Origin of the sequence: Paraburkholderia sp. RAU6.4a (assembly GCF_050435625.1) — a bacterium.
GTDB classification, from domain to species: Bacteria; Pseudomonadota; Gammaproteobacteria; order Burkholderiales; family Burkholderiaceae; genus Paraburkholderia; species Paraburkholderia tuberum.
The window spans coordinates 2004954-2030916 of sequence record NZ_JBNDKQ010000002.1 but is presented as its reverse complement, the minus strand read 5'-3'; the positions used below and the strand labels follow the sequence as shown (position 1 = coordinate 2030916).

At 66.7% G+C, this 25963-nt stretch carries 25 protein-coding genes and 1 pseudogene; 16 read left to right on the top strand and 10 right to left on the bottom strand.

The features are described 5' to 3' along the window. Positions 1–41 precede the first annotated feature (41 nt). The 6 genes and pseudogenes from prmA to OKW40_RS14105 form a co-directional block, all read right to left on the bottom strand. Entirely contained in the window at positions 42–944 is a 903-nt protein-coding gene (prmA, locus tag OKW40_RS14130; protein WP_429490244.1) for a 50S ribosomal protein L11 methyltransferase, read from the bottom strand. Between the two features lie 3 nt (positions 945–947). After that, positions 948–2313: pseudogene (gene accC, locus OKW40_RS14125) on the bottom strand (acetyl-CoA carboxylase biotin carboxylase subunit). 116 nt (positions 2314–2429) lie between these two features. Beyond that, complete coding sequence (gene accB, locus OKW40_RS14120) at positions 2430–2903, bottom strand: acetyl-CoA carboxylase biotin carboxyl carrier protein (RefSeq protein ID WP_184058519.1); 474 nt, start codon at positions 2901–2903, stop codon at positions 2430–2432. 77 nt (positions 2904–2980) lie between these two features. After that, complete coding sequence (gene aroQ / locus OKW40_RS14115; protein ID WP_184058517.1) at positions 2981–3436, bottom strand: type II 3-dehydroquinate dehydratase; 456 nt, start codon at positions 3434–3436, stop codon at positions 2981–2983. A gap of 208 nt (positions 3437–3644) precedes the next feature. Further along, a complete protein-coding gene (locus OKW40_RS14110; RefSeq protein WP_429490241.1) occupies positions 3645–4205 on the bottom strand; it encodes a TlpA family protein disulfide reductase in 561 nt (186 codons plus the stop codon). Positions 4206–4224: 19 nt separating this feature from the next. Next, a complete protein-coding gene (locus tag OKW40_RS14105) occupies positions 4225–4875 on the bottom strand; it encodes a UDP-N-acetylmuramate--alanine ligase (protein WP_090801898.1) in 651 nt (216 codons plus the stop codon). Between the two features lie 188 nt (positions 4876–5063). Between OKW40_RS14105 and mpl the strand changes: the two genes are divergently transcribed. The 16 genes from mpl to pyrF all read left to right on the top strand — a co-directional run bounded on the left by mpl (position 5064) and on the right by pyrF (position 23080). Further along, positions 5064–6458, top strand: coding sequence for a UDP-N-acetylmuramate:L-alanyl-gamma-D-glutamyl-meso-diaminopimelate ligase (gene mpl / locus OKW40_RS14100; protein ID WP_429490240.1), 1395 nt, complete (start codon positions 5064–5066; stop codon positions 6456–6458). Beyond that, a complete protein-coding gene (locus OKW40_RS14095) occupies positions 6455–7069 on the top strand; it encodes a YqiA/YcfP family alpha/beta fold hydrolase (RefSeq protein ID WP_429490238.1) in 615 nt (204 codons plus the stop codon). Before mpl ends, OKW40_RS14095 begins: the two co-directional genes overlap by 4 nt. 215 nt (positions 7070–7284) lie before the next feature. After that, a complete protein-coding gene (locus tag OKW40_RS14090) occupies positions 7285–9429 on the top strand; it encodes a ribonuclease catalytic domain-containing protein (protein ID WP_429490236.1) in 2145 nt (714 codons plus the stop codon). Then, the gene (aroE, locus tag OKW40_RS14085) at positions 9426–10289 is read left to right on the top strand and encodes a shikimate dehydrogenase (RefSeq protein ID WP_429490234.1); all 864 of its coding nucleotides are present in this window, start codon (positions 9426–9428) and stop codon (positions 10287–10289) included. The genes OKW40_RS14090 and aroE overlap by 4 nt, the downstream gene beginning before the upstream one ends. A 25-nt stretch (positions 10290–10314) precedes the next feature. After that, on the top strand, positions 10315–11058 hold the full coding sequence (gene mtgA / locus OKW40_RS14080) for a monofunctional biosynthetic peptidoglycan transglycosylase (protein ID WP_429490232.1): 744 nt from the start codon (positions 10315–10317) through the stop codon (positions 11056–11058). 363 nt (positions 11059–11421) lie between these two features. Next, positions 11422–12450: an IclR family transcriptional regulator gene (locus OKW40_RS14075; protein ID WP_429356161.1), complete on the top strand. Its 1029-nt coding sequence runs from the start codon at positions 11422–11424 to the stop codon at positions 12448–12450. Continuing rightward, entirely contained in the window at positions 12447–13562 is a 1116-nt protein-coding gene (locus tag OKW40_RS14070; protein WP_184058501.1) for a 2-dehydro-3-deoxygalactonokinase, read from the top strand. The genes OKW40_RS14075 and OKW40_RS14070 overlap by 4 nt, the downstream gene beginning before the upstream one ends. A 45-nt stretch (positions 13563–13607) precedes the next feature. After that, positions 13608–14288, top strand: coding sequence for a 2-dehydro-3-deoxy-6-phosphogalactonate aldolase (locus tag OKW40_RS14065; RefSeq protein WP_429356159.1), 681 nt, complete (start codon positions 13608–13610; stop codon positions 14286–14288). Continuing rightward, positions 14285–15067: an SDR family oxidoreductase gene (locus tag OKW40_RS14060; RefSeq protein WP_429408295.1), complete on the top strand. Its 783-nt coding sequence runs from the start codon at positions 14285–14287 to the stop codon at positions 15065–15067. Before OKW40_RS14065 ends, OKW40_RS14060 begins: the two co-directional genes overlap by 4 nt. 120 nt (positions 15068–15187) lie before the next feature. After that, on the top strand, positions 15188–16186 hold the full coding sequence (locus tag OKW40_RS14055) for an arabinose ABC transporter substrate-binding protein (protein WP_184058495.1): 999 nt from the start codon (positions 15188–15190) through the stop codon (positions 16184–16186). Between the two features lie 207 nt (positions 16187–16393). Further along, entirely contained in the window at positions 16394–17950 is a 1557-nt protein-coding gene (araG, locus tag OKW40_RS14050) for an L-arabinose ABC transporter ATP-binding protein AraG (protein WP_429356157.1), read from the top strand. A gap of 54 nt (positions 17951–18004) precedes the next feature. Beyond that, entirely contained in the window at positions 18005–19021 is a 1017-nt protein-coding gene (gene araH, locus OKW40_RS14045; protein ID WP_184022903.1) for an L-arabinose ABC transporter permease AraH, read from the top strand. A gap of 51 nt (positions 19022–19072) precedes the next feature. Next, complete coding sequence (locus tag OKW40_RS14040) at positions 19073–19873, top strand: SDR family NAD(P)-dependent oxidoreductase (RefSeq protein ID WP_429490229.1); 801 nt, start codon at positions 19073–19075, stop codon at positions 19871–19873. Further along, on the top strand, positions 19870–20811 hold the full coding sequence (locus OKW40_RS14035) for an SMP-30/gluconolactonase/LRE family protein (protein WP_429490227.1): 942 nt from the start codon (positions 19870–19872) through the stop codon (positions 20809–20811). The genes OKW40_RS14040 and OKW40_RS14035 overlap by 4 nt, the downstream gene beginning before the upstream one ends. Before the next feature lie 220 nt (positions 20812–21031). Then, complete coding sequence (locus OKW40_RS14030; protein ID WP_429408300.1) at positions 21032–22093, top strand: aldose 1-epimerase; 1062 nt, start codon at positions 21032–21034, stop codon at positions 22091–22093. Positions 22094–22264: 171 nt separating this feature from the next. Further along, complete coding sequence (gene pyrF, locus OKW40_RS14025; RefSeq protein WP_184058485.1) at positions 22265–23080, top strand: orotidine-5'-phosphate decarboxylase; 816 nt, start codon at positions 22265–22267, stop codon at positions 23078–23080. 141 nt (positions 23081–23221) lie between these two features. Here pyrF and OKW40_RS14020 read toward each other — a convergent pair whose 3' ends face one another. The 4 genes from OKW40_RS14020 to thiL form a co-directional block, all read right to left on the bottom strand. After that, on the bottom strand, positions 23222–23752 hold the full coding sequence (locus OKW40_RS14020) for a cupin domain-containing protein (RefSeq protein WP_429490225.1): 531 nt from the start codon (positions 23750–23752) through the stop codon (positions 23222–23224). A 32-nt stretch (positions 23753–23784) separates the two neighbouring features. After that, a complete protein-coding gene (locus OKW40_RS14015; protein ID WP_184022908.1) occupies positions 23785–24285 on the bottom strand; it encodes a CinA family protein in 501 nt (166 codons plus the stop codon). 109 nt (positions 24286–24394) lie between these two features. Continuing rightward, positions 24395–24970, bottom strand: coding sequence for a phosphatidylglycerophosphatase A family protein (locus OKW40_RS14010; RefSeq protein WP_429490223.1), 576 nt, complete (start codon positions 24968–24970; stop codon positions 24395–24397). Beyond that, positions 24960–25961, bottom strand: coding sequence for a thiamine-phosphate kinase (gene thiL, locus OKW40_RS14005; RefSeq protein WP_429490221.1), 1002 nt, complete (start codon positions 25959–25961; stop codon positions 24960–24962). Before thiL ends, OKW40_RS14010 begins: the two co-directional genes overlap by 11 nt. Positions 25962–25963 lie beyond the last annotated feature (2 nt).

Here is a 25963-nt window from a genome sequence, read left to right as displayed (position 1 = left end):
CCGTTAAGCCTGAGGCCGTTAGGTTGACAATACGCCTTATTCTAATTGCTTTCGCGGCGCGTTCCGGCGAGGCACACCCAACCTTCATGTTCGCGCCACACGCTGATATCGATCCAGCGCGCGTAGACCTGCGCGACCTCCTCGGCCTGGCGGGCGAGAATGCCCGACAGCGCGATGTGGCCGCCCGGCTTCACCTTCGACGACAGCATCGACGCCATCAGCTTGAGCGGATTGGAGAGAATGTTCGCGACCACGACGTCGAATTGGCCGGCCGGACAGGCGTCGGGCAGGCCATAGGTGACTTCGGCGTGATTGCGTTCGCTATTGTGACGCGCCGATTCGACCGCCTGCGGATCGATATCGATGCCGATCACCGGATCGGCGCCGCACTTCTTCGCGAGAATCGCGAGGATGCCCGAGCCGCAGCCGTAGTCGAGCACGGACTGGCCGGGCTTGATCGACTGCTCGATCCACTCCATGCACAGACGCGTGGTGGGGTGGCTGCCGGTGCCGAACGCGAGACCCGGATCGAGTTCGAGCACGAGCGCCTCGGGGTCCGGCGCATCGTGCCACGACGGCACGACCCAGATGCGCTCGCCGATCTGGATCGGATCGAACTGCGACTGCGTGAGCCGCACCCAGTCCTGCTCCTCGACCTCGCGCACGGTATATGCCGGCGCGGCATCGAGTCCGATCTCGTTGGCCGCGGCGGTCAGCAGCACGGCCGGATCGTGTTCCGGCGCGAGCAGCGCGATCACGCGCGAATGCTGCCATGCCGTGCGATCCGGCGTGAGGCCGGGCTCGCCGAACAGCGGCTGCTCGTCGGGCGTGTCGGCGTCGGCGTCTTCGACCGACACCGACAGCGCGCCCAGCTCGAGCAGCGCGTCGGACAACTCCTCCGCGTGCTCGCGCGCCAGTTCGGCAACCAGTTCCCGATAGCTCATGACTTACGCTTCTTCCGCGACCTGCTGACGCGCGGCCAGCCGGTTTTCGAGGTAGTGGATGCTGGTGCCGCCTTCGACGAACTTCGCGTCGAGCATCAGCTCACGGTGCAGCGGGATGTTGGTCTGAATACCTTCGACCACCATTTCCGACAGCGCGATGCGCATCCGCATGATCGCCTGTTCGCGCGTGGCGCCGTAAGCGATCAGCTTGCCGATCATCGAATCGTAGTTCGGCGGCACGAAATAACCATTGTAGGCGTGCGAATCGACGCGGATGCCGGGACCGCCCGGCATATGCCACGAGGTCAGGCGTCCCGGTGACGGCGTGAACTTGAACGGATCTTCGGCGTTGATCCGGCATTCGATCGCATGGCCGCGGAACTGGATGTCGCGCTGACGGAACGTGAGCTTCTCGCCGGCCGCGATGCGGATCTGTTCCTGCACGATGTCGACACCGGTGATCAGATTCGGTCACCGGATGCTCGACCTGCACGCGCGTGTTCATCTCGATGAAGTAGAACTCGCCGTTCTCATACAGGAACTCGAAGGTACCCGCGCCGAGATAGCCCATCTTCTTGCACGCGTCCGCGCAACGATCGCCGATGCGGTCGATCAGACGGCGCGCGATGCCCGGCGCCGGCGCTTCCTCGATCACCTTCTGGTGACGGCGTTGCATCGAGCAGTCGCGCTCGCCGAGCCACACGGCGTTCTTGAACGAGTCGGCCAGCACCTGGATTTCGATGTGCCGCGGGTTCTCGAGGAATTTCTCCATGTAGACCTGCGGGTTGCCGAACGCGCGGCCGGCTTCCTCGCGGGTCATGATGACCGCGTTGACGAGCGCCGCTTCCGTGTGGACCACGCGCATGCCGCGGCCGCCGCCGCCGCCAGCCGCCTTGATGATGACCGGATAGCCGACCTGGCGGGCGATCTTTACGATCTCCTTCGGATCGTCCGGCAGCGCGCCTTCCGAACCCGGCACGCAAGGCACGCCGGTCTTGATCATGGTCTGCTTGGCCGTGACCTTGTCGCCCATCATGCGGATCGTTTCCGGACGCGGGCCGATGAAGGTAAAGCCGGACTGCTCGACGCGCTCGGCGAAGTCGGCGTTCTCCGACAGGAAGCCGTAGCCGGGGTGGATCGCTTCGGCGTCGGTGACTTCGGCCGCGCTGATCAGCGCGGGCATGTTCAGATAACTCAGATTCGACGGTGCCGGGCCGATGCAGACCGCCTCGTCGGCGAGCTTCACGTACTTGGCTTCCTTGTCGGCTTCCGAATAGACGACGACCGTCTTGACGCCGAGCTCGCGGCAGGCGCGCTGGATACGAAGCGCGATCTCGCCACGATTGGCAATGAGGATTTTTTCAAACATAGCGGGTTTTCGACTCATCAATGGGCGCCGGGTCGGTCACGACGCCGGCTGCCGCAGAGGATCGGTCGCGCGCCTCGGGACGAGCGGCGCGCGGGCGGCAAATAGTGCGTGCCGCGTTAGCCGACCACGAACAGCGGTTGGCCGTATTCGACCGCCTGGCCGTTTTCGACGAGGATTTCCTTGACCACGCCGGACTTGTCCGACTCGATCTCGTTGAGCAGCTTCATCGCTTCGATGATGCAGATGGTCTGGCCTTCCTTGACCGTGTCACCGACCTGCACGAACGGATCGGCGCCCGGCGACGGCGCGCGGTAGAACGTGCCGACCATCGGCGAGGTAACGACGTGACCCTGCGGCGCGGCGGCGGCCGGCGTGGCCGGAGCGCCCGCGGGGGCTGCCGGTGCTTCGACAGCGCCGAACGGCGCCGGTTGTGCGAATTGCGGTGCGGCGTATGAGACGGACGGTTGGACGTAAACCGGCGGCGCATTCTTGACGATGCGGACCTTGCCTTCGCCCTCGGTCACTTCGAGTTCGGAAATACCGGACTCCGAGACGAGGTCGATCAGAGTTTTGAGTTTACGTAGATCCATCAGGTTGCCCCTTTCAATGCGTAGTGTGCCGGCGTGTACAAGTCGCAGTAGCCGGCTCAAATTGGACGTGTTTGGATTCAGCCGCGCGACGACCCGGCCGCGAGCCGGTCGAGCGCGAATTCGAGCGCGTACAGATACCCCTTCCAGCCGAGGCCGCAAATGACGCCCTCAGCCTGGTCGGAGAAATACGAGTGATGCCGGAACGGTTCGCGGCGATGCACGTTCGACAGATGAATCTCGACGAACGGGATGCCGACCCCCGCCAGTGCGTCGCGAATGGCCACGCTCGTGTGTGTGTACGCGGCGGGATTGATCAGGATGAAATCGGTTTGCTCGGTGCGGGCCGCCTGAATACGGTCGACCAGTGCGCCTTCGTGATTGCTCTGAAACGACGCGAGTTCGACGCCTGCGTCGGCTGCGCGGTCCACCAGCGCCTGATCGATCTGCGGCAGGGTCACGCGACCGTAGACCTCGGGTTCCCGGCTGCCGAGAAGATTGAGGTTGGGTCCGTGCAGTACCAGCAGTCGCGTCATGGTCGCTTCTTTTTCCGTGGAATTGCGCGCACTTTAGCGCTGATTAGAGAAACTTGTCTAGTTTCGCGCGCGTACGCGGCGACGGCCGGCGCGGGCCGCGGCGCAGCCTTGGGTCCAACTTCACTCAAATTCGGGAATTATCCGTGTATTTTTGCTCGTTCTGCACGGAATCGCATGCCAAAAAGCGCAGCGTGGGAAATCGGGGAATTTACAGCGCGTCGAGCGTCTGACGCAGCGCCGTCGGGTCGATCTGGCCCAATTTTGTCGAGCGGATGTTGCCTTTTGCGTCGATCACGACGGTAAACGGCAAACCGCCCGCATTGTTGCCGAACGCGCGCGCGAGGTCGGCGCCGCCGAAGCCGGTCACGTAGACGGGGTACGCGACCTTGACCTTCTGCAGGAAGGTCTGGATGTTCTTTTCCGAGTCGACGCCGAGGCCGACGAACTGGACGCCTTTCTTCGCGTACTCGCGCTGGATCTGCGACAGCGCCGGCATTTCCTCGACGCACGGAGCGCACCACGACGCCCAGAAGTTGACGACGATCGGGTGGCCCTTGAGCAGGTTCAGCGACTGCGGTTTGCCGTCGACGTTCGTGACCGGCGCGCTCCACAGTTGCTGCACGGGACTCGCAGAGGTGGCAGGCTGCGCTCCGGCCTGCGCCGCGTTCGCGACGTCGGAACCGCGATTGAGCCAGTGATTGGCCAGTACGCCGCCGCCCGCGGCAATCAGCGCAACGACCGCGCCCGCCAGCATACGTCTCGTGTTCATCGTGCTCCGTTCTGTCTGATCAATTGGTGAAGGACGGCACTTCGTCGCCGTCGAGCAGCGCCTGCACCGCCGGCAAATTGGCCCGCGCCGTGCGGCCGCGCGCGTCGGCGCGTACCGCGCCACGCAGGTCGTCGGTTTCGTACAGCGCGACGTGGATGCCGACCGGCTCGGCGTTGCGCTCGCCCGCGGGGCGCCACAGAAAGCTCAGCGTCTCCACGTAGCCGCGGCCCGCGAAGTGGCGCGTTTCCGACACGTCGTACTGGATGTTTGCATTGAGCATGTAGATCGCGACTTCCTTCGGGTTGTCGCAAAACACCTGCAGATGCACATCCGAATGCTCGCCGGCCGTACCGCCGAGCACCGCGCCCGTCAGATACGGATTGAACGGCGCGAGCCGCTCCATCCAGTCGACCGCGATCATGCGCAGGCGCCGCAGCAGCGCCGGCTGGCTGTCGCTCTGGAACAGCGACTGATATTCGCGGATTTCTTCTTCGATCTGATCGTTGTCCGGCAGCCATTCGCCGGCAACACGAGTCTCGCCGACGACTTGCCGGGCCGCCTTGCGCTTCGCGCTGGCGTAATCCAGGCCGTCTTCGGCAATCAGGCGTGCCGCCGCGATTGCGATTTCCTCGCGCACGCGCTGCGGGTCGAAATGTGATTTGCGGACCATCCTTGCATGATACTCGATCGAGCCTGCGACGCGGTTCGGCGGCCCGCACGGGGCGGCGCCGGGCGTGGCCGGCAGGGGGCAGCGCGCGTCGCGTCGGTTACAATAGGCGTCCTTTGCAGACGGTCGTTCCGACCGTCCTGTGGCTCTCTCATCCCTCGCAAGAAACGCCCCCGCGGCACGACAGGCTTATGCATATCCACATCCTCGGCATCTGCGGCACCTTCATGGGCGGTCTCGCGGTGCTCGCGCGCAATGCGGGCCACACGGTGACCGGCTGCGACGCCGGCGTCTATCCGCCGATGAGCACGCAGCTCGAGGCGCAAGGCATCGGTCTGATCGAGGGTTATGACGCGGACCAACTGAACGGCCTGAACGCGGATCTATTCGTGATCGGCAACGTGGTCACGCGCGGCAACCCGCTGATGGAAGCGATTCTGGACCGCGGCCTGCCGTACGTGTCCGGTCCGCAGTGGCTCGGCGAGCACGTGCTGAACGGCAAATGGGTGCTGGCGGTGGCCGGCACGCACGGCAAGACCACCACGAGCTCGATGCTGACCTGGCTGCTCGAAGACGCGGGCCTGAACCCCGGCTTCCTGATCGGCGGTGTGCCGCTCAATTTCGGCGTGTCGGCGCGGCTCACCGATTCGAGCTTCTTCGTGATCGAAGCCGACGAATACGACACCGCGTTCTTCGACAAACGCTCGAAGTTCGTCCATTACCGCCCGAAAACGGCGGTGCTGAACAATCTCGAATTCGATCACGCCGACATCTTCCCTGATCTCGCCGCGATCGAAACGCAGTTCCATCATCTGATCCGCACGGTGCCACGCTTGGGCCGCATCGTCACGAACGGTCGCGAGGACGCGCTCGAGCGCGTACTGACGCGCGGCTGCTGGAGCGAGGTCGAGCGCTTCGGCGTCCAGGGCGGCTGGGAGATCCAGGCGGCGGAGCAGGGTGTGCCCGTCGACGAACGCTTCGCCGTCTATCACAACGGCGAGCGCGTCGGCGTGGTCGACTGGCAGGTGCAGGGCGAGCATAACCGCCTGAACGCGCTCGCCGCGATCGCCGCCGCGCGCCATGTCGGCGTGCCGCCCGCGCAGGCCGCGAAGTCGCTGTCCGGCTTTCGCAACGTGAAGCGCCGCATGGAAGTGCGTGGCAGCGTCGAGGGTGTGACCGTGTACGACGACTTCGCGCATCACCCCACCGCGATCGAGACGACGGTGGCCGGCCTGCGCGCGCGGGTCGGCCGCGACAACACGCGAATCCTTGCGGTGCTGGAACCACGCTCGAACACGATGAAGCTCGGCATGATGAAAGCGCAACTGCCGGCGAGCCTCGCCGACGCCGATCTCGTGTTCGGCTACGGCGCGCCGAGCGGGCGCGACGCGCTCGGCTGGAACCTCGGCGAAGCGCTCGCGCCGCTCGACGGCAAGGCGCAGGCGTTCGACAACCTCGACGCGCTCGTGAAGGCGGTGGTCCGCGCGGCGCGCCCCGGCGACCAGATTCTGGTGATGAGCAACGGCGGCTTCGGCGGGGTGCATCAGAAACTGCTCGACGGTCTTTCGACGCGAGGCGCGTCGTGATTCTGTATCTGCACGGTTTCCGTTCGTCGCCGAATTCGTTCAAGGCGCGCCTGCTCGCGGCGCGTCTCGCCGAACTGGGCCGCGCCGACGAGTGGTGCTGCCCGATGCTGCCGGTGTCGCCGTTCGAGACCGTGGCGCTCGCCGAATCGCTGGTCGCCGACGGACGCGCGAAGGGCGATGCGCGGCAGGTGACCGTGATCGGCAGTTCGCTCGGCGGCTACTTCGCCACCCATCTGGCCGAGAAACACGGCTGGCCGGCCGTGCTGCTGAACCCGGCGGTCGTGCCGCAGCGCGACCTGAGCGCGTATCTCGGCGAGCAGCCGTTGTGGCACGGTGGCGGCAGCATCGTCGTCGAGCCGCATCATCTGGATGAATTGCGCGCGCTCGGCGTGGCGTCGATCACGCTGCCCGAACGCTATTATTTGATGGCAGCCACCGGCGACGAAGTGCTCGACTACCGCGAAATGCTCGCGCACTATCCGGGCGCGCGCACCACGCTGATCGAGGGCAGCGACCACGCGATCAGCGAGTTCGCGCAGTATCTCGGCGACGTGCTGGCCTTTTGCGACGCCGAACATGTCGAGCCGCCGGTGCCGCGCGCAGCGGCCTGACGGCACGCAAGGGCGGCGGCACCGAACCCTGCCAGGACGTCAATTAGAAAGACACACCGACCGCCACCGCTGGTCGCAAGATTCAACCCGCTGGCACGCGCAGTGCGCGCCGCGGATTCACTATCACGAACAGGTTGCCGTGCCGCGCATGCAGTGATCGATCGCCACAGGGCGTCGGGCGCGACGGCAGACGCAAGTCAGAACGAGAGTATTGAGTGAACGTCTTCTTCGAGGAATCGGGCAGTTTCAAGGCCGGCAGCGTGCTGTCGCGCCAGGGCGACGCGTTTCAGGTCGAGTTGCCGGGCGGGCGGCGCGCGAAGGTGCGCGCGAAGGATGTGCTGATCGAGTTCGAGAAGCCCACCGCGGCCGAACTGATGCAGCAGGCCGATGCGTTGGCGCAAGAGATCGATCTGGACTTCCTGTGGGAATGCGCGCCGGACGATGAATTCCCGTTCGCGACGCTGGGCGCCGAGTACTTCGGCGCGAGCTTCGGCGCGATCGAGCGCGCGGCGCTGGTGCTGCGCATGCACGGCTCGCCGGTGTACTTCCGCCGCAAGGGCCGCGGCATGTACCAGCGCGCGCCGCAGGAGCAACTGAAGATGGCGCTCGCGGGCCTCGAGCGCAAGCGTCAGCAGGCGCTCGTGCAGGCGCAGTACGAGGAAGAGCTGAAGGCAGGCCGTCTGCCTGAAGCGTTCGCGGGCGGCAAGGGGCTCGCGCTCCTGACGAAGCCCGACAAGAACACGATCGAGTACAAGGCGCTCGAGGGCGCCGCGGCCGCGCGCGGCATCTCGCAGGCGCGGCTGATGCTCGAATGCGGCGCGATCGCATCGCCTCGCGCGCTGCACGAAGCGAAGTTCCTGTCCGAATTCTTCCCGCACGGCACCGGCTTCCCGTCCGTCGCGGCCGCGAACGTGCCCGACGATCTGCCGCAGGCGGACGTCGAAGCGTTCTCGATCGACGACATCACCACGACCGAAATCGACGACGCGTTCTCGGTCGAGCATCTGGCCGACGGCCGTGTGCGCATCGGCGTGCACATCGCCGCGCCGGCGCTCGGCATCCAGCGTGGCGACGAAGTCGATGCGATTGCGCGCGCGCGTCTGTCGACGGTCTACATGCCCGGCGACAAGATCACGATGCTGCCCGACAGCGTCGTCGACACCTTCACGCTTGCCGAGGGTGGGTATCGGCCGGCGCTGTCGCTGTACGTGATCGTCAATCGCGAGACGCAGGAGATCGTCGCGAGCGAAACGCGCGCCGAGCGCGTGTTCGTGAAGAACAATCTGCGCCACAACACGCTCGACGAAATCGTCACCGAGAAGGCGCTCGCCGAGGGCACCGGCGAGTATCCGCACAAGGACGATATCGCCGTGCTGTGGCCGTTCGCGCAAGCGCTGTTCGAAAAGCGCCAGACCGCGCGCGCCGGCTACGGCCTGCGCCGCGAAGTGCAGCGCAATACCGACTTCAATTTCTACGTCGACGGCGAGCATGTCACGATTACGCCGCGCCGGCGCGGCTCGCCGCTCGACACGATCGTCGCCGAGCTGGCGATTCTCGCGAACTCGTCGTGGGGCGGATTCCTGCACGATCACGGCGTGCCGGGCATCTATCGCACGCAGCGCGCGTTCGGCGTGCCGAGCGGCCCGAAGCGCACGCGCATGCAGACCAACGCCGCGCCGCACGAAGGGCTCGGCGTCACGCAGTACGCGTGGAGCACGTCGCCGCTGCGCCGCTACGTCGACCTCGTGAATCAGTGGCAGCTGATCGCGTGCGTGCAGCATGGCGTGACCGCCAAGCTTGCCGCGCCGTTCAAGCCGAAGGACGCCGATCTGTTCGCGGTCGTGCAAGGCTTCGACGACACCTACACCGCGTACGCCGACTATCAGCGTCGCATGGAGTACTTCTGGTGTCTGCGCTGGCTCACGCAGGAAAACCGCAAGCAGGTGGTCGCGTCGGTCGTGAAGGGCGATCTCGTGCGTCTCGAGGAAATTCCGCTGCTGCTGCACGTGCCGGGCCTCGGCGTGCATGCGCGCGGCACGCGTTTGCAGATGGAAGTCATGTCGATCGATGAACTGACGATCGAAGCGTCGGTGCGTCTGTTGCACGTGCTCGATGCACCGACCGTGACGAGCGGCGGCGAAGCCGAAGAAGGCGAGGACGAGAGCGAGGAAGAGTTGCTCGACGCATCCGATGACAGCGCCGAAAGCGAAGCCGAAGCTGAAGCGGAAGCCGAAGCCGAAGGCGAAGGCGGCAATCCCAACGACAACCCCAGCGCAGACGAATCCGCGGCGACCGGCGACGGCAACGACGCCGCGAACAACGCCGACAACGACCAACACGTCACGGAGCCGGGACGATGAGCGGCAACCCAACGCGCGAGCGCTACGCGGTCATCGGCAACCCCGTCGGGCATAGCAAGTCGCCGTTCATCCACGGCCGCTTCGCCGCGCAAACCGGCGAGCCGGTCGAGTACGGTCATCTGCTCGCGCCGCTCGACGCGTTCGTGCCGCACGTGCGCGCGTTCATCGAAGCGGGCGGACGCGGCCTGAACGTGACGGTGCCGTTCAAGCTCGACGCGCATGCATTCGCGAACACGCTGTCGCCGCGCGCGGCGGCGGCCGGCGCGGTGAACACGCTGCGGGTCGACGCCGACGGCATCTACGGCGACAACACTGATGGCTTCGGCCTCGTGCGCGACATCGAGGTGAATCTCGGCGTGTCGCTGAAGGGCGCGCGCATCCTGCTGCTCGGCGCGGGCGGGGCCGCGCGCGGTGTCGTGCTGCCAATGCTCGAGCGCGCACCGCATACGCTGACGATCGTCAATCGCACGGCGCAGAAGGCCGAGGCGCTGGTCGACCAGTTCGCGCAGGCTGCCAGCGACGCGCACTGCCGTCTGACCGGCGGCAGCGCGCGCGCGATCGAAGCGGGCCAGTACGACGTGATCGTCAACGCGACCGCGGGCAGCCTCGATGCGTCGCTGCCCGAGTGCGACGATCGCGCGTTCGGCAACGGCACGCTCGCCTACGACATGATGTACGGCGCGCATCCGACCATCTTCATGCAGCACGCGGCGAAACTCGGCGCGCGCGGCGCCGACGGACTCGGCATGCTGGTCGAGCAGGCCGCCGAATCGTTCCATGTGTGGCGCGGCGTGCGTCCGGACAGTGCGCCGGTGCTCGCCGAATTGCGCGCGCTGCTGACGGCGCCGTCGCCCGCGTAATGTCGGCGCGCGGATAGCACGCACCATGACAGCGACGCGGGCGACGCGGCGCGCCAGCGGTTCGCGCGGTCAGTCCGGCCCGCTGCGCTGGCTCGCCTGGTTGACCGCGGTCGTGGCCATCGCCTGGCTCGCGACGCAGGCGTACTACTTCGCGCAGATCGCAATCTGGAACGTCGTCAATCCGCGTTCGACCGCGTTCATGCGCTCGGACGCATGGCGTCTGTCGCAGGACCGGCCGGATCTGTCGGTGCAGCGAACGTGGGTGCCGTACGAGCAGATTTCGCGCAACCTGAAGCGCGCGATCATCGCGTCCGAAGACGCGAACTTCGTCAACAACAAAGGCTACGAAACCGACGCGATCCTGCAGGCGTGGGAGCGCAACAAGGCGCAAGGCCGGATCGTGCGCGGCGGCTCGACGATCTCGCAGCAGCTTGCGCGCAACCTGTTTCTGTCGCGCGAGAAAAGCTATATCCGCAAAGGCCAGGAGCTGATCATCACGTGGATGCTCGAAACGCTGATGGACAAGCAGCGCATCTTCGAGATCTATCTGAACTCGGTCGAATGGGGCAGCGGCGTGTACGGCGCCGAGGCGGCCGCGCAGTACTACTTCAAGACCTCGGCGAGCAAGCTCACGGCCGCGCAGTCGGCGCGGCTCGCGGTGATGCTGCCACGCCCCAGGTATTTCGATGAACACAGGAATTCGGCGTATCTCACGCAACGCGCGCGCGTGATTGCGCGGCGGATGGGCGCGGCCGAATTGCCGGATTGAAAGAGCCCTCGATCCCGTTGTCCTGCTTCGAAGCCCGCCTCGCGCGGGCTTTTTTGCGTCAGCAGACCGCGACCGCGACAGTTCGCTAAACACTCGATCGCCCACTAAAATCTCACTATATGGACTCAACATTCACATATTGGTGATTCTCAAAAGTCGCCCTACAATCCAAGCCAACATGCATCGCGAGTCGGCGCCCCAGCGCGCCGAAACAGCGAACAGCGACAGAAAAAAACCGGAGACGAGACCGACCATGTCTGGCAGCCAACCACAGCAGCCGCGCGAGCGCGGCGCCGCACCCGTTCCCGCCCTGTTCTCCGGCCCCGCGCGCTAAGCGCAGAAACCATCCGAAGGCGAATCGCCATGAACAAAGCGATGCCCACTCCCGCTGCCAGCGCGGCCGAGGCCGCGCAGGGCTCGAACGGCGGGCCGAACAGCGCCGCGAATCCGGCGCTGAATTCCGCGCCGCGCGAGGCTTCAGCCGTCACCGCCAATGTCGCCGCCAATGCGTCCGCTACCGCGAGGGCGTCGCGCCCGGTGGCGCGCGCGGCGACCGTCGACGGTCTCGGGCTGCCGGTCACGCTGCTGGAAATCACGCCGCAGCAGGCCGGCACGCAGACGCTGTTGCGCGGCCTTGCGATTCTCGAGGCGGCCGCGGCCGGTGTGCGCGATCTGCGCAGCTTCGGCGCCGCGCTCGGCACGACCCGCAGCACCACGCACCGGCTCGTCAGCAGCCTCGTGCAGGCGCGCTATCTGCGCCAGGTGCAGGGCGGCTATCTGCTCGGGCCGAAGCTGATCGAGCTCGGCACGATCGCGCTCGAACAGATGCCGCTGACGGCCGTCGCGCGTGCGCACCTCGAGTCGCTGGCCGAGCAGACGCTCGACACGATCCACCTCGGCGTGCGCGACGGCGACGACGTGCTGTACATCGACAAGATCCCCGGCACGCGCGGCCTCGAAATGCGCTCGCGCGTCGGCCATCGGATGCCGCTCGCGTCGACCGGCATCGGCAAGGCGATGATGCTCGACCTCGCGCCGGACGCATGGCAGTCGCTGTTCGACGCGTCGCGTCGCGCGCTCGCGGGCGTCAGCTTCAAGCCGGACAACCGTCCCGATGCGCCGACCTTCCTGCAGCGCATGACGAACTACGCGGCCGGCGGCTACACGTTCGATCTCGAAGAGAACGAAGCGGCGATCCGTTGCGTCGCGGCGCCGGTGCGCGATGCGTCGGGCGCGATCGTCGCGGCGTTGTCGGTGGCCAGCACGATTCCCTATATGCCGCTCGAACGGATGGACGAACTGATTCCGGTCGTGCAGCGCGAGGCGCGCGCGATTTCGGAAGAACTCGGTTGGCGCGCACCGCGACCGGCCACGCGCAGGATCAAGCGATGAAACAAGCGGGCACCGCCACGCCGGCGGACCACCGGGCGCCCGCCGCGCCCACCTCGGGCGTGAAGCCGGACGCGACCGCCGCCGCCGATACCGCCGCCGTCGATTTCACGCACGCCGCGCTGATCGCGCTCGACTGGGGCACGACGTCGCTGCGCGCCTATCTGTTCGACGCGCACGGCCGCGTGCTGGCGACGCGCGCATCGACGGCCGGCATCATGAATCTGCCGCGTAGCGCGGCCGAGGGCGGCTTCGACGCCGCCTTCGACGACGCCTGCGGCGCATGGCTCGACCGCGCGCGCGGCGTGCCGGTGATCGCGGCGGGGATGGTCGGCAGCGCGCAGGGCTGGCTCGAAGCGCCGTATGTCGAGACACCCGCGAACGCCGATGCGTTGGTGGCCGGTATCGTCCGCGTGCAGACCGCGCGCGGCGCGACGCTGCATATCGTGCCGGGCGTGCTGCAACGCGGTGAATTGCCGAACGTGATGCGCGGCGAGGAGACGCAAATTTTCGGCGCGCTCAGCGCGGACGCGGACGGCGCGCACGACGCGAACTCGGTCGACAGCAACGCCCGCTCGCTGATCGGCCTGCCCGGCACGCACGCGAAATGGGCGGTCGTGCAGGCGGAGCGCATCGAGCGTTTTCATACGTTCATGACCGGCGAGGTGTTCGCCGCGCTGCGCGAGCACACGATTCTCGGCCGCACGATGGTCACGCCCGATCGCCCGGATACCGAAGCATTTCTGCGCGGCGTGAACATCGCGCGCGAGCAGGGCCAGGCAGGCGTGCTCGCGACCGTGTTCAGCACGCGCACGCTCGGCTTGACCGGCGCGCTGTCGAGCGAGGCACAGCCGGACTATCTGTCGGGCCTGCTGATCGGGCACGAACTCACCGGCCTCGAAGCGGTCCTCGCGCAGCAAGGCAGCTCGCTCGCGCAGCAGAGTCTGCGGCTGATCGGCAATGACGCGCTGTGCGAGCGCTACCGCCTCGCGCTCGCGCAATTCGGCTGTCTGCGCGCGGAACCGGTCAGGCATGCAACCGAACGCGGCCTGTGGCGCGTCGCCGTCGAAGCGGGGCTCGTCCGGCCGTCCGCCCAGGCGGCGCGCGCAGGCTGACCGGCGGCAGAGCCCTTTACGACGCTCACGAAACAAGGAACCGACATGCAACCACACATCAATCTGCCCGCACCGTACATGCCGCACGCGGGTCTGATCGCCGCGTTCGAAGCCTGTCCGCTGATCGCGATCCTGCGCGGCGTCACGCCCGCCGACGCGGCCGATCACGGTCAGGCCCTGTACGAAGCCGGTTTTCGCATCGTCGAAGTACCGCTCAATTCGCCGCAGCCGTTCGACAGCATCTCGGCGATCCGCAAGGTGCTGCCGGCCGACGCGATCGTCGGCGCGGGCACGGTGCTGCATCCGCTGTTCGTGGACGACGTGAAGGCCGCGGGCGGCGAACTCATCGTGATGCCGCACAGCGATCCGGAAGTCGTGATCGCCGCGAAGGCGCGGGGCCTCGCCTGCGCGCCCGGCGTCGCGACGCCGACCGAGGCGTTCATCGCGCTGAAGAACGGCGCGGACGTGCTGAAGATGTTCCCCGCCGAGCAGCTCGGCTGCCAGGTCGTCAAGGCATGGCGCGCGGTGATCGCCGCGCAGGTGCCGCTCGTGCCGGTCGGCGGCGTCACGCCGGACAACATGGGGCCGTTCCTGAGCGCTGGCGCGAACGGTTTCGGCCTCGGCTCGGCGCTGTACAAGCCGGGCCAGAGCGCGGCGGTGACCGCGTCGCATGCGAAGGCGTTCATCAACGGTCTGCGGATCGCCCGCGCGGGCGCGAAGAAATGAACCGCCTCGCCGGCAAAGCCGCTCTAGTAACCGGCGCCGGGCGTGGCATCGGCGCGGCGATCGCGCTGGCGTTCGCGCGCGAGGGCGCGGCGGTCGTGCTGGCGGAACTCGACCTCGACCTGGCGCAGCGCACGGCCGCGCAGATCGAGGCGGAAGTTGGCACCGGCGCGCGCGCGCTCGCGATTCAGACTGACGTGACGCAACCGGCGTCGGTGCGGCACGCGGTCAGCGAAGGCGAATGCGCGTTCGGCGCGCTCGACATCCTCGTCAACAACGCGGGCATCAACGTGTTCTGCGATCCGCTGACGATGACCGACGCCGACTGGCGGCGCTGCTTCGCGGTCGATCTCGACGGCGTGTGGAACGGCTGTCGCGCGGTGCTGCCGGGCATGGTCGAGCGTGGCGCGGGCAGCATCGTGAACATCGCGTCGACGCACGCGTTCAAGATCATTCCGGGCTGCTTTCCGTACCCGGTCGCGAAGCATGGCGTGATTGGCCTCACGCGCGCGCTCGGCATCGAGTACGCGCCGCGCAACGTGCGCGTGAACGCGATCGCGCCGGGCTACATCGAAACGCAGCTGACGCACGACTGGTGGAACGAGCAGTCCGATCCGGCCGCCGCGCAGCAGGCGACACTCGATCTGCAGCCGATGAAGCGCATCGGCCGCCCGGAGGAGGTGGCGATGACCGCGGTGTTCCTCGCGTCGGACGAAGCGCCGTTCATCAACGCGAGCTGCATCACTGTCGATGGCGGACGCTCGGCGCTGTATCACGACTGAATTCGCATCGCGAAAAGATGCACAGAACACCGGACGACGCGCTGGCCGCGTGTGTCAGACCGGTACAAGAAGACGCGGCCGATTACCTTCTCGTTATCAATTAGTCAGGAGACACGCATCATGAAACGAAGAATTTTCCTCACGCTGGCAGCGGCGGCGGCGGGTGTGCTCTTCAACGCACCGGTCGTTCAGGCCGCCGATACGGTCAAGATCGGCTTCCTCGTGAAGCAGCCGGAAGAGCCCTGGTTCCAGGACGAATGGAAGTTCGCCGAGATCGCCGCCAAGCAAAAGGGCTTCACGCTCGTGAAGATCGGCGCGCCGTCGGGCGAGAAGGTGATGAGCGCGATCGATAACCTCGCCGCGCAGAAGGCACAGGGCTTCGTGATCTGCACACCCGACGTCAAGCTCGGGCCGGGCATCGTCGCGAAGGCGAAGGCGGACGGCCTGAAGATGATGACGGTCGACGACCGCCTCGTCGACGGCGCGGGCAAGCCGATCGAAGCGGTGCCGCACATGGGCATCTCGGCGTATAACATCGGCAAGCAGGTCGGCGACGGCATCGCGGCTGAAATCAAGAAACGCGGCTGGGACATGAAGGACGTCGGCGCGATCGACGTGACCTACGAGCAGTTGCCGACCGCGCATGACCGCACCACCGGCGCAACCGACGCGCTGGTCGCCGCGGGCTTCCCGAAAGCGAACATCGTCACCGCGCCGCAGGCGAAGACCGACACGGAAAACGCGTTCAACGCCGCCAACATCGCGCTGACGAAGAACCCGCAGTTCAAGCACTGGGTCGCTTACGCGCTGAACGACGAAGGCGTGCTCGGCGCGGTGCGCGCGGCGGAAGGCCGTGGCTTCAAGGCCGACAACATGATCGGCATCGGCATCGGCGGTTCGGAGTCCGCGATGAACGAGTTCAAGAAGCCGCAGCCGACGGGCTTCTACGGCACCGTGATCATCAGCCCGAAGCGCCACGGCGAGGAAACCTCGGAACTGATGTACGCGTGGATCACGCAGGGCAAGGAACCGCCGCTGCTGACGCTGACGACCGGCATGCTGGCGACGCGCGACAACGTCGGCGAAGTGCGCGAGAAGATGGGCCTCGCGTCGAAGTAGTCGCAAGACTGGCGGTGGTATGAAGTACACAGCCGGCGCGTCGCTTTCCCTGCCTGGCGCAGGGGACGGCGCGCCGGCGGCGAGAGACGATCTGCGGTAGACAGACGGATCGCGCGCGATACGCGTACGGTCAACATGAAGCAGCAATATCTTGCATGGGACCGGAGTAAGCGCTAAAGCGCTAACTCCGGTCGACAAGGAGGCGAAGTGTCAGCGACGCTACGTTTTGACAATATCGGCAAGGTTTTTCCAGGCGTGCGTGCGCTCGACGGCGTGTCCTTCGACGTCAACGTCGGCCAGGTGCACGGCCTGATGGGCGAAAACGGCGCCGGGAAATCGACGCTGCTGAAAATTCTCGGCGGCGAGTATCAGCCCGATTCGGGCCGCATGATGATCGACGGCAACGAGGTGCGCTTTCCGAGCGCGGCCGCGTCGATCGGTGCCGGCATCGCGGTGATTCACCAGGAACTGCAGTACGTGCCCGACCTCACGGTCGCGGAGAATCTGCTGCTCGGCCAGCTGCCCAATGCGCTCGGCTGGGTCAACAAGCGCGAGGCGAAGCGCTTCGTGCGCGAGCGGCTCGCAGCGATGGGCGTCGCGCTCGATCCGAACGCGAAGCTGCGCAAGCTGTCGATCGCGCAGCGGCAGATGGTCGAAATCTGCAAGGCGCTGATGCGCAACGCGCGCGTGATCGCGCTCGACGAGCCGACCAGCTCGCTGTCGCACCGCGAGACCGAGGTGCTGTTCAAGCTGGTGCGCGATCTGCGCGCCGACAACCGCGCGATGATCTACATCTCGCACCGCATGGACGAGATCTACGAGCTGTGCGACGCGTGCACGATCTTCCGCGACGGCCGCAAGGTCGCGTCGCATCCGACGCTAGAAGGCGTGTCGCGCGACACGATCGTCAGCGAGATGGTCGGGCGCGAAATTTCGGACATCTATAGCTATTCGGCGCGGCCGCTCGGTGAAGTGCGTTTCGCGGCGAAGGCGATCGAAGGTCATCCGCTCGCGCAGCCGGCGAGCTTCGAGGTGCGGCGCGGCGAGATCGTCGGCTTCTTCGGACTCGTCGGCGCGGGCCGCAGCGAGCTGATGCATCTGGTGTACGGCGCCGAGCATCGCAAGGGCGGCGAACTCATACTCGACGGCAAGCCGATCAAGGTGCGCAGCGCGGGCGAGGCGATTAAGCACGGCATCGTGCTGTGTCCCGAGGATCGCAAGGAAGAGGGCATCGTCGCGATGGCGAGCGTCGCGGAGAACATCAACATCAGCTGCCGCCGTCACTATCTGCGCGCGGGCGTGTTTCTCGATCGCAAGAAGGAGGCGCAGACGGCGGATCGTTTCATCAAGCTGCTGAAGATCAAGACGCCGCATCGGCGGCAGAAGATCCGCTTCCTGTCGGGCGGCAACCAGCAGAAGGCGATTCTGTCGCGCTGGCTCGCCGAGCCCGATCTGAAAGTCGTGATTCTCGACGAACCGACACGCGGCATCGACGTCGGCGCGAAACACGAGATCTATAACGTGATCTATCAGCTCGCGGAGCGCGGCTGCGCGATCGTGATGATTTCGTCGGAATTGCCGGAAGTGCTCGGCGTGTCCGACCGGATCGTCGTGATGCGCCAGGGCCGCATTTCCGGCGAGCTCGCGCGCAAGGACGCGACCGAACAGTCGGTGCTGAGCCTCGCGCTGCCGCAAAGCTCGACCGCGCTGCCTGAAAACGCGAACGCCAACGCCGCCAACCAGAGCGCGTCGCGCGCGGCCTGAACCTTATCCGGACGCGAGTCCGCAACCCGTGGGGAACGGGGAGGAGTATTGAACATGCAAGCCAGAGAAAATCTCGCGCAGCAGACCGCCAAGAGCGCGGCCGACGCGCTGATTCCGCAGACCGGCGACAAGGCCAAATGGTGGCAGCAGATCACCGAATACAGCCTGATCGTGATCTTCATCCTGATGTTCGTCACGATGTCGCTGACCGTCGATCATTTCTTCTCGATCGAGAACATGCTCGGCCTCGCGCTGTCGATCTCGCAGATCGGCATGGTCGCGTGCACGATGATGTTCTGCCTCGCGTCGCGCGACTTCGACCTGTCGGTCGGCTCGACCGTCGCGTTCGCCGGCGTGCTGTGCGCGATGGTGCTCAACGCGACCAACAGCACGGTCATCGCGATCATCGCGGCGGTCGCGGCGGGCGCGGTGATCGGCTTCGTCAACGGCGCGGTGATCGCTTATCTGCGCATCAACGCGCTGATCACGACGCTCGCGACGATGGAAATCGTGCGTGGCCTCGGCTTCATCGTGTCGCATGGGCAGGCGGTCGGCGTGTCGTCGGATACGTTCATCGCGCTCGGCGGCCTGACGTTCTTCGGCGTGTCGCTGCCGATCTGGGTCACGCTGATCTGCTTCATCGTGTTCGGCGTGATGCTTAACCAGACCGTGTACGGCCGCAATACGCTGGCGATCGGCGGTAATCCGGAAGCGTCGCGGCTCGCCGGTATCAACGTGGAGCGCACGCGCGTCTACATCTTTCTGATCCAGGGTGCCGTCACCGCGCTTGCCGGCGTGATTCTCGCGTCGCGTATCACGTCGGGTCAGCCGAACGCCGCCGAAGGCTTCGAGCTGAACGTGATCTCCGCGTGCGTGCTCGGCGGCGTGTCGCTGTTGGGCGGCCGCGCGACGATCTCCGGCGTCGTGATCGGCGTGCTGATCATGGGTACGGTCGAGAACGTGATGAACCTGCTGAACATCGACGCGTTCTATCAGTACCTGGTGCGCGGCGCGATCCTGCTCGCGGCCGTGTTGCTCGACCAGTTGAAGAACCGCGGCTCGCGCGATTGAGTCGCTTTCACCCCATCCCAAGCACATCCAAGCTCATAAAGGAATCGAACGATGTCGTCTCCGGCCAATGCAAACGCCAGCCTCGCTGACACCGCGTACGCGCGCTATCCGAGCCTCGTCGACCGTACGGTGCTGATCACGGGCGGCGCGACCGGCATCGGCGCATCGTTCGTCGAGCACTTCGCGGCGCAGGGCGCGCGCGTCGCGTTCTTCGATATCGACGCGAGCGCGGGCGACGCGCTCGCCGACCAGCTCGGCGATTCGAAGCGCAAGCCGCTGTTTCTGGCCTGCGATCTGACCGATGTCGACGCGCTGCAAAAAGCGATCGCCGACGTAAAGGCCGCGCTGGGTCCGATCCAGGTGCTCATCAACAACGCTGCGAACGACAAGCGCCATCAGATCGGCGACGTGACGCGCGAGTCGTTCGACGCGGGCATCGCCGTAAACATCCGCCATCAGTTCTTCGCGGCGCAGGCCGTGATGGAGGACATGAAGGCCGCGCGTAGCGGCTCGATCATCAACCTCGGCTCGATCAGCTGGATGCTGAAGAACGGCGGCTATCCGGTGTACGTGATGTCGAAGTCGGCGGTGCAGGGGTTGACGCGCGGGCTCGCGCGCGACCTCGGCCACTTCAATATCCGCGTCAACACGCTGGTGCCGGGCTGGGTGATGACCGACAAGCAGCTGCGCCTGTGGCTCGACGACAACGGCCGCCGCCAGATCAAGGAAGGCCAGTGCATCGACGCCGAGCTGATGCCGGCCGACCTCGCGCGCATGGCGCTGTTCCTCGCCGCCGACGACAGCCGCATGATCACCGCGCAGGACATCGTCGTCGACGGAGGCTGGGCGTGAGCGCCAGCCCGCGCGTGCAGCGGGGCACGCTGCTGCTCGACGCGCAATGCGAGCTCGGCGAAGGCGCGACCTGGTGCGCGAGGAGCGGCCGCTTCTACTGGACCGACATCGAAGGCGCGCGGCTGTGGCGCTACGATCCGGCCGACGGCCGCAGCGATTCGTTCGACATGCCCGAGCGGCTCGCCACCTTCGCACTGTGCGAAAACCCGCGCTACGTGCTGCTCGGGCTCGCATCGCACCTCGCGTTTTTCGATCTGGAGAAGGGCGGCACGCAGCGCATCGTCGACGTCGAGCCCGGCATGAATACACGCGTCAACGACGGCCGCTGCGATCGGCAAGGACGCTTCGTGTTCGGCACCAAGGACGAAAGCGGGCAACGGCAGACGGTCGCCGGCTTTTATCGGTTGAATCACGATCTGTCGCTCGAACGCTTACCGTTGCCAGCGCCGGCGATTTCGAACAGCATCGCATTCAGTCCCGACGGCGCGACGATGTACTACTGCGATTCGCCGACGCGTGAAATCCGCGCATGCGACTATCGCGCGGACGGCGGCATCGCGAACGATCGCCTGTTCACTCGCCTGACCGATGCGAACGGCATCCCCGACGGCTCGACCGTCGACAGCGACGGCGGCCTGTGGAACGCGCAATGGGGCGGCGCGCGCGTGGTGCGTTACGGCCCCGATGGCGTGGAAACCGAGCGCATCGACGTGCCCACCACGCAGCCGAGCTGCGTCGCGATCGGCGGTGCCGCGCTCGGCCAGGCCACGGGCAGCGCCCAGGGCGAGTCGGCGCTCGACACGCTGTACATCACGAGCGCCTACGCCGAGCTCGATGCGACGGCGCGCGCGGCCGACACGCTCGCGGGCGACCTGTTCGTCGCGACGCTCGCGCGGCGCGGTGTTGCGGAGCCGCTGTTCCAGGGCGCGCCTATCTAGCGCAGAATGACGCAGCCCCGGCCGCACGCCGGGGCCGCGATCCTGAAGGTGAAGCAGAAGTCGATGTGGCAGTTTCGGTCCGCGAGCAATACGCCCGCGACCGGCCGGCAACGAATCGGCAGCATGCAGTTCGGACTCGAGGCGAATTGGTCACAAAAAGTCGCCCGCCACTCCCGTCAACCCTGACGGCAACGTCCCACGCCTCTCGATGGAGCCAGATATGACTGTTGCGAATCTCGTTTCAGCCTCATCCCCAACCTCTCAAACGCGACGCTCGCGACTCGCCGCGGCGGCCAATCCCGTGCTGGCGGGCCCGAGCACGTCGGCGGTGGCCCTCGGCGAAGGCAGCGCCGGCGATGTCGCGTGCATCACACTCGCCAACTCGCAATTGCGTCTCGATGTCGCGCCGACGCTCGGCGGCGGTGTGACCCGCTTCGACTGGCGCGACGACGGCGCGCTGACGCCGATCTTCCGGCGCTGCAGTCACGTCGGTGTCGATACGCAACCGAACCAGCTGGCCTGCTATCCGCTCTTGCCGTACTCGAACCGCATCGGCGGCGGCCATTTCAGCGTGGCCGGGCGGCGCGTCGAGGTACCGCGCAACCGCGCCGACGAGCCGCTGCCGATTCACGGCGACGGCTGGCTCGCGCAATGGCAGGTGCTCGACGCGGGCCGCGAGCACGTGCGTCTCGCGCTCGACCGCAGCGACGGCAAGCCATACGCGTTCCGCGCGACACAAACCTACACGCTGGACGGCCCAACGCTGGTCGTCTCGCTCGACATCGAAAACGCTGGCCGCGAGACGCTGCCGTTCGGGCTCGGCGTGCATCCGTTCTTCGTGCGCGACGCGGACACCGAGCTGTCGGCGGCGGCCGGCGGCCTGTGGCTCTCGGGCGACGACTGGCTGCCGGTGCGCCACGTGCCGGCGCCCCCCGCGTGGCAGTTCGGCGTCGCGTATCCGCTGCCGGAGACGATCGTTAATCACGCGTTCACCGGCTGGAGCGGCCAGGCGGCAGTGGTGTGGCCGAAGCGCCGTCTGTCGCTGAACATCGCCGCCGACACTGACTATTACGTGCTGTACACGCCGCCCGGCGAAGACTTCTTCTGCTTCGAACCGGTCGATCATCCGATCAATGCAATGAACCTGGCGGGCGGCGCGAGCGAAAACGGCATGACGCTGCTCAAGCGCGGCGAGCGGTTGACGCGCACGTTCCGCTTCACGGTCGAGCGGACTGGACTGCGCTCGATGCCGGGCGGGCGCGGCGCGCGGCGCAGGAAGTAGCCGCAGTCGTAGCCGCCGGGCCGCCGGCCGGACGAACGTCCGAACGGGCGGCCTGGCGCTGCTATCGCCTATGAGGCGCGGGCCGCGCGGTGACCGCCATCGACGGACGGCGTTCGTGGGACAGGTAAAATACGCGCCTCCTCCGATTACCGGCTCGCCGCGAGACTCACCATGTCCAATTTCATCCAGACACTCAACGACGCCTGGCAGCGCACGAACTCGCTGCTGTGCGTTGGCCTCGATCCCGAGCCCAGCAAATTCCCGGGTGCGCTCGCGGGCCGCGCCGACGCGATCTTCGAGTTCTGCCGCACGATCGTCGATGCAACCGCGCCGTACGCGTCGTCGTTCAAGCCGCAGATCGCCTACTTCGCCGCGCATCGCGCAGAAGAGCAGCTCGAGCAGCTGATCGCCCACATTCACGCGAACCATCCGGGCCTGCCGGTGATTCTCGACGCCAAGCGCGGCGATATCGGCAGCACGGCCGAGCAATACGCACGCGAGGCCTTCGAGCGCTACCAGGCCGACGCGGTGACGGTCAATCCGTACATGGGTTTCGATTCGATCGAGCCGTATCTCGAGCACGCAGGCAAGGGCGTGATCGTGCTGTGTCGCACGTCGAACGCGGGTGGCTCGGATCTGCAGTTTCTCGAGACAAGCGGTCGGCCGCTGTATCAGGTCGTCGCGCAACTGGCCGCGCAGAAGTGGAATGCAAGCGGCCAGCTTGGGCTCGTGGTCGGCGCGACGTTTCCGAAGGAAATCGAAGTGGTGCGGGGGATCGTCGGCGACATGCCGCTGCTGATTCCGGGCATCGGCGCGCAAGGCGGCGACGTGCAGGCCACCGTGAGCGCCGGACGCACCGCGAACGGCACCGGCATGCTGATCAACTCTTCGCGCGCGATCATCTACGCGGGCAAGGGCGACGATTTCGTGCAAGCGGCCGCGCAGGCCGCGAAGGACACCCGCGACCGGATCAACGCGTTTCGTTGAACCGGCGGGCGATCCCGCGGCGGGCGATCCCGCGGCGGGCGATCCCGCGGCGGGCGATCCCGCGGCGGGCGATCCCGCGGCGGGCGATCCCGCGGCGGGCGATCCCGCGGCGGGCGATCCCGCGACGGCCGGCGCGGCGCGTCAGCGCGCCGGTGCGAGCCGCCCGATCAACCCCGCATGCCGCGGATGCCGCGCCTTCAGCGCGTCCACCTCCGCGAGTTCGAACTCGCTGAATTCGAAACCCGGCGCGACCGTGCAGCCGACCAGCGCGAACGATGCCGGATCGGCGCACTCGGCCGCGAACCACAAGCCGGCCGGCACGACGGCCTGACAGACCGTATCGGGATGCGTGAGCGGATTGCCGAGCCGGTGCGTGACGAGCGCACCGCCGGCATCGCTTTCATCGAGCACGTGGACCAGCAGCGGCTCGCCGGCATAGAAATGCCAGACTTCATCGGAACGGATCCGATGCCACGCCGAATGCGCGCCGTCGCACAGCAAGTAATGGATCGCAGTCGACGCCGCACGGGCGTTCCCAACCTTGCTCGGCTCGCCGGCGCGCAGCACGCGCGCGGCCGAGCGGTAGGTCTCCGCAAAAAAGCCGCCTTCAGGATGGGGCTTCAGATCGAAGCGGCGGATCAGTTCGTCTGCGATCGCGCGCGAATCCGGCATTGTCCGCCTCCTCGGTGATAGTTAGCCGCCGCTCAATGCTCGCGTTCGTCGAGTAGCGCCAGCAGGCCGCGCAGCGCGTGCGCCGCGGCCTGCACGCGGATCTGGTCGCGGTCGCCCTTGAAAATCTTCGTTTCCACCGACGTGTGCAGCCGGTTGCTCCAACTGAACGACACCATGCCGACAGGCTTGGTTTCCGTGCCGCCGCCGGGGCCGGCGACACCGGTGATCGACAGCGACACCTGCGCTCGGCTGTTGCGCAGCGCGCCTTCGGCCATCGCTCGTGCGACCGGCTCGCTGACCGCGCCGTGCTTTTCGATCAGGTCGGCCGGCACACCGATCATTTCGCTTTTCGCCTGGTTCGAATACGTGACGAAGCCGCGTTCGAACCAGCCGCTGCTGCCGGAGATGTCGGTGATCGCGGTCGCGACCATGCCGCCCGTGCAGGACTCGGCGGTCACGAGCATCAGGCGCTCGTCGCGCAGACGGTTGCTCACGCGGATCGCAAGCTGGTGAACGACGGAATCGGTAGGCATGATCTCAGTCAATCCGGAAAACGAAGCCGGCCGGGCGGCGCGGCGAACGGCAGGGGCCGGGCGGCGACCAAAACAGTCGAACGGTACTCGAACGGTGAACAGGCAGCGCTCAAACCGACATCCGCCACAGCGCAATCACCAGCAACGTAAAAAATGCGGCGATCAGGTCATCGAACATGATGCCAAAGCCACCTTTCAGCCGGCGGTCGAAGTAGCCGATCGGCGGCGGCTTCACCATGTCGAAGAAGCGGAAGATCAGGAACGCCCACACCTGGCCGGTGAGCGTGGCAGGCGTGACCATCAGCAGCACGAGCCAGATCGCGACGATTTCGTCCCACACGACCGCCGACGGATCCTCGACGCCGAGCCGCTTCGCGGTAAAGCCGCACAACGCGATGCCGCCGAGAAAGCCGACGCCGATCAGCACGCCCCATTCAATAACTGTCAGATAACGACTCAGCACCGCGAACGAGGCCCACCCGAGCAGCGTGCCGATCGTGCCCGGTGCGACGGGCGACAGCCCGCTGCCGAAGCCGAGCGACAGAAGGTGGACTGGATGCGACAGCATGAAGCGCGCGGTCGCGCGGCGCGGCTGAGCAGGCTTCGGCTCGCGCGGTCCAGGCGCCTGGGGCGGCTCGCCGCCGAGGAAGTCGTCGGCGGGGCCGAGCGGGGGGTCATTCTGCATGAAAGTGATCGAAACCTTGCAAGGTCAGAGTGAGCGGCGCGCCGCTGGCGTTGCGCCACGCGATGGCCGGGCGGTCGGTGGCCGCCTCCAGTGCGCTTATTGTACCGATGCGGGTGACCGGCACGGCGGCCTTCTGCGCGGCGGCCTCGACCGCGGCGCGCGCGGCGGCGGGCGCGGTGAAGCACAGCTCGTAGTCGTCGCCGCCGGCGAGCGTGCAGCGCTGCTGGACGTCGGGCGGCAGGCGGCGTAGCGCGGCCGAGCGCGGCACCGCATCGACGTCGACGCTCGCGCCCACCAAAGAGCGTTCGAGGATGTGCCGCAGATCGCCGGCGAGTCCATCCGACAGGTCGAGCGCCGCGTGTGCGATGCCGCGCAGCGCGAGGCCGAGCGCGATGCGCGGCTCGGGGCGTTCGAGCGCCCGGCGGAACGTCGCGGCGTCATTCGGGGTGGCGGACCATTCGCCGCGCTGCGCGCCGAGGCCGGCGCGCGCGTCGCCGAGAGTGCCGGAGATCCAGATGTCGTCGCCGGGTTGCGCGGCATCGCGGCGCAAGGCTGTTCGTGGCGGCACGCTGCCGAATACCGTAATGCACAGATTGAGCGGCCCGCCCGTCGTATCGCCGCCGATCAGCTCGCAACCGTAGCGCTCGGCGAGCGCGAACAGGCCTTCGCTGAAACCGGAAAGCCAGGCTTCGTCGGCTTTCGGCAGCGAGAAGGCCAGCGTGAACGCCCGCGGCTGCGCGCCCATTGCGGCGAGGTCAGACAGATTGACGGCAAGCGCCTTGTGACCGAGCGCTTCGGGATCGATATCGGCGAAGAAATGACGGCCTTCGACCAGCATGTCCGTCGATATCGCCAGCATTTCGCCGGCAGGCGGCGCCAGCAACGCGCAATCGTCGCCGATGCCGAGCGTGCTGCCTTCGGCATTGGCGGGCCGCACGGCGGCGGCGCGGCGGGCAAAGAAACGATCGATCAGCGAAAACTCGGAAAGCATGA

Excerpts from the sequence above, each read along its gene's own strand:
- OKW40_RS14065 (WP_429356159.1), top strand. The coding sequence starts at position 13,608 with ATGCAACCACACATCAATCTGCCCGCACCGTACATGCCGCACGCGGGT.
- OKW40_RS14105 (WP_090801898.1), bottom strand. The coding sequence starts at position 4,875 with ATGGTCCGCAAATCACATTTCGACCCGCAGCGCGTGCGCGAGGAAATC.
- OKW40_RS14075 (WP_429356161.1), top strand. The coding sequence starts at position 11,422 with ATGAACAAAGCGATGCCCACTCCCGCTGCCAGCGCGGCCGAGGCCGCG.
- pyrF (WP_184058485.1), top strand. The coding sequence starts at position 22,265 with ATGTCCAATTTCATCCAGACACTCAACGACGCCTGGCAGCGCACGAAC.
- OKW40_RS14110 (WP_429490241.1), bottom strand. The coding sequence starts at position 4,205 with ATGAACACGAGACGTATGCTGGCGGGCGCGGTCGTTGCGCTGATTGCC.
- OKW40_RS14030 (WP_429408300.1), top strand. The coding sequence starts at position 21,032 with ATGACTGTTGCGAATCTCGTTTCAGCCTCATCCCCAACCTCTCAAACG.
- OKW40_RS14010 (WP_429490223.1), bottom strand. The coding sequence starts at position 24,970 with ATGCAGAATGACCCCCCGCTCGGCCCCGCCGACGACTTCCTCGGCGGC.
- araH (WP_184022903.1), top strand. The coding sequence starts at position 18,005 with ATGCAAGCCAGAGAAAATCTCGCGCAGCAGACCGCCAAGAGCGCGGCC.
- thiL (WP_429490221.1), bottom strand. The coding sequence starts at position 25,961 with ATGCTTTCCGAGTTTTCGCTGATCGATCGTTTCTTTGCCCGCCGCGCC.
- OKW40_RS14015 (WP_184022908.1), bottom strand. The coding sequence starts at position 24,285 with ATGCCTACCGATTCCGTCGTTCACCAGCTTGCGATCCGCGTGAGCAAC.
- OKW40_RS14055 (WP_184058495.1), top strand. The coding sequence starts at position 15,188 with ATGAAACGAAGAATTTTCCTCACGCTGGCAGCGGCGGCGGCGGGTGTG.
- mpl (WP_429490240.1), top strand. The coding sequence starts at position 5,064 with ATGCATATCCACATCCTCGGCATCTGCGGCACCTTCATGGGCGGTCTC.
- mtgA (WP_429490232.1), top strand. The coding sequence starts at position 10,315 with ATGACAGCGACGCGGGCGACGCGGCGCGCCAGCGGTTCGCGCGGTCAG.
- aroE (WP_429490234.1), top strand. The coding sequence starts at position 9,426 with ATGAGCGGCAACCCAACGCGCGAGCGCTACGCGGTCATCGGCAACCCC.
- OKW40_RS14070 (WP_184058501.1), top strand. The coding sequence starts at position 12,447 with ATGAAACAAGCGGGCACCGCCACGCCGGCGGACCACCGGGCGCCCGCC.
- OKW40_RS14060 (WP_429408295.1), top strand. The coding sequence starts at position 14,285 with ATGAACCGCCTCGCCGGCAAAGCCGCTCTAGTAACCGGCGCCGGGCGT.
- prmA (WP_429490244.1), bottom strand. The coding sequence starts at position 944 with ATGAGCTATCGGGAACTGGTTGCCGAACTGGCGCGCGAGCACGCGGAG.
- accB (WP_184058519.1), bottom strand. The coding sequence starts at position 2,903 with ATGGATCTACGTAAACTCAAAACTCTGATCGACCTCGTCTCGGAGTCC.
- aroQ (WP_184058517.1), bottom strand. The coding sequence starts at position 3,436 with ATGACGCGACTGCTGGTACTGCACGGACCCAACCTCAATCTTCTCGGC.
- OKW40_RS14040 (WP_429490229.1), top strand. The coding sequence starts at position 19,073 with ATGTCGTCTCCGGCCAATGCAAACGCCAGCCTCGCTGACACCGCGTAC.
- OKW40_RS14020 (WP_429490225.1), bottom strand. The coding sequence starts at position 23,752 with ATGCCGGATTCGCGCGCGATCGCAGACGAACTGATCCGCCGCTTCGAT.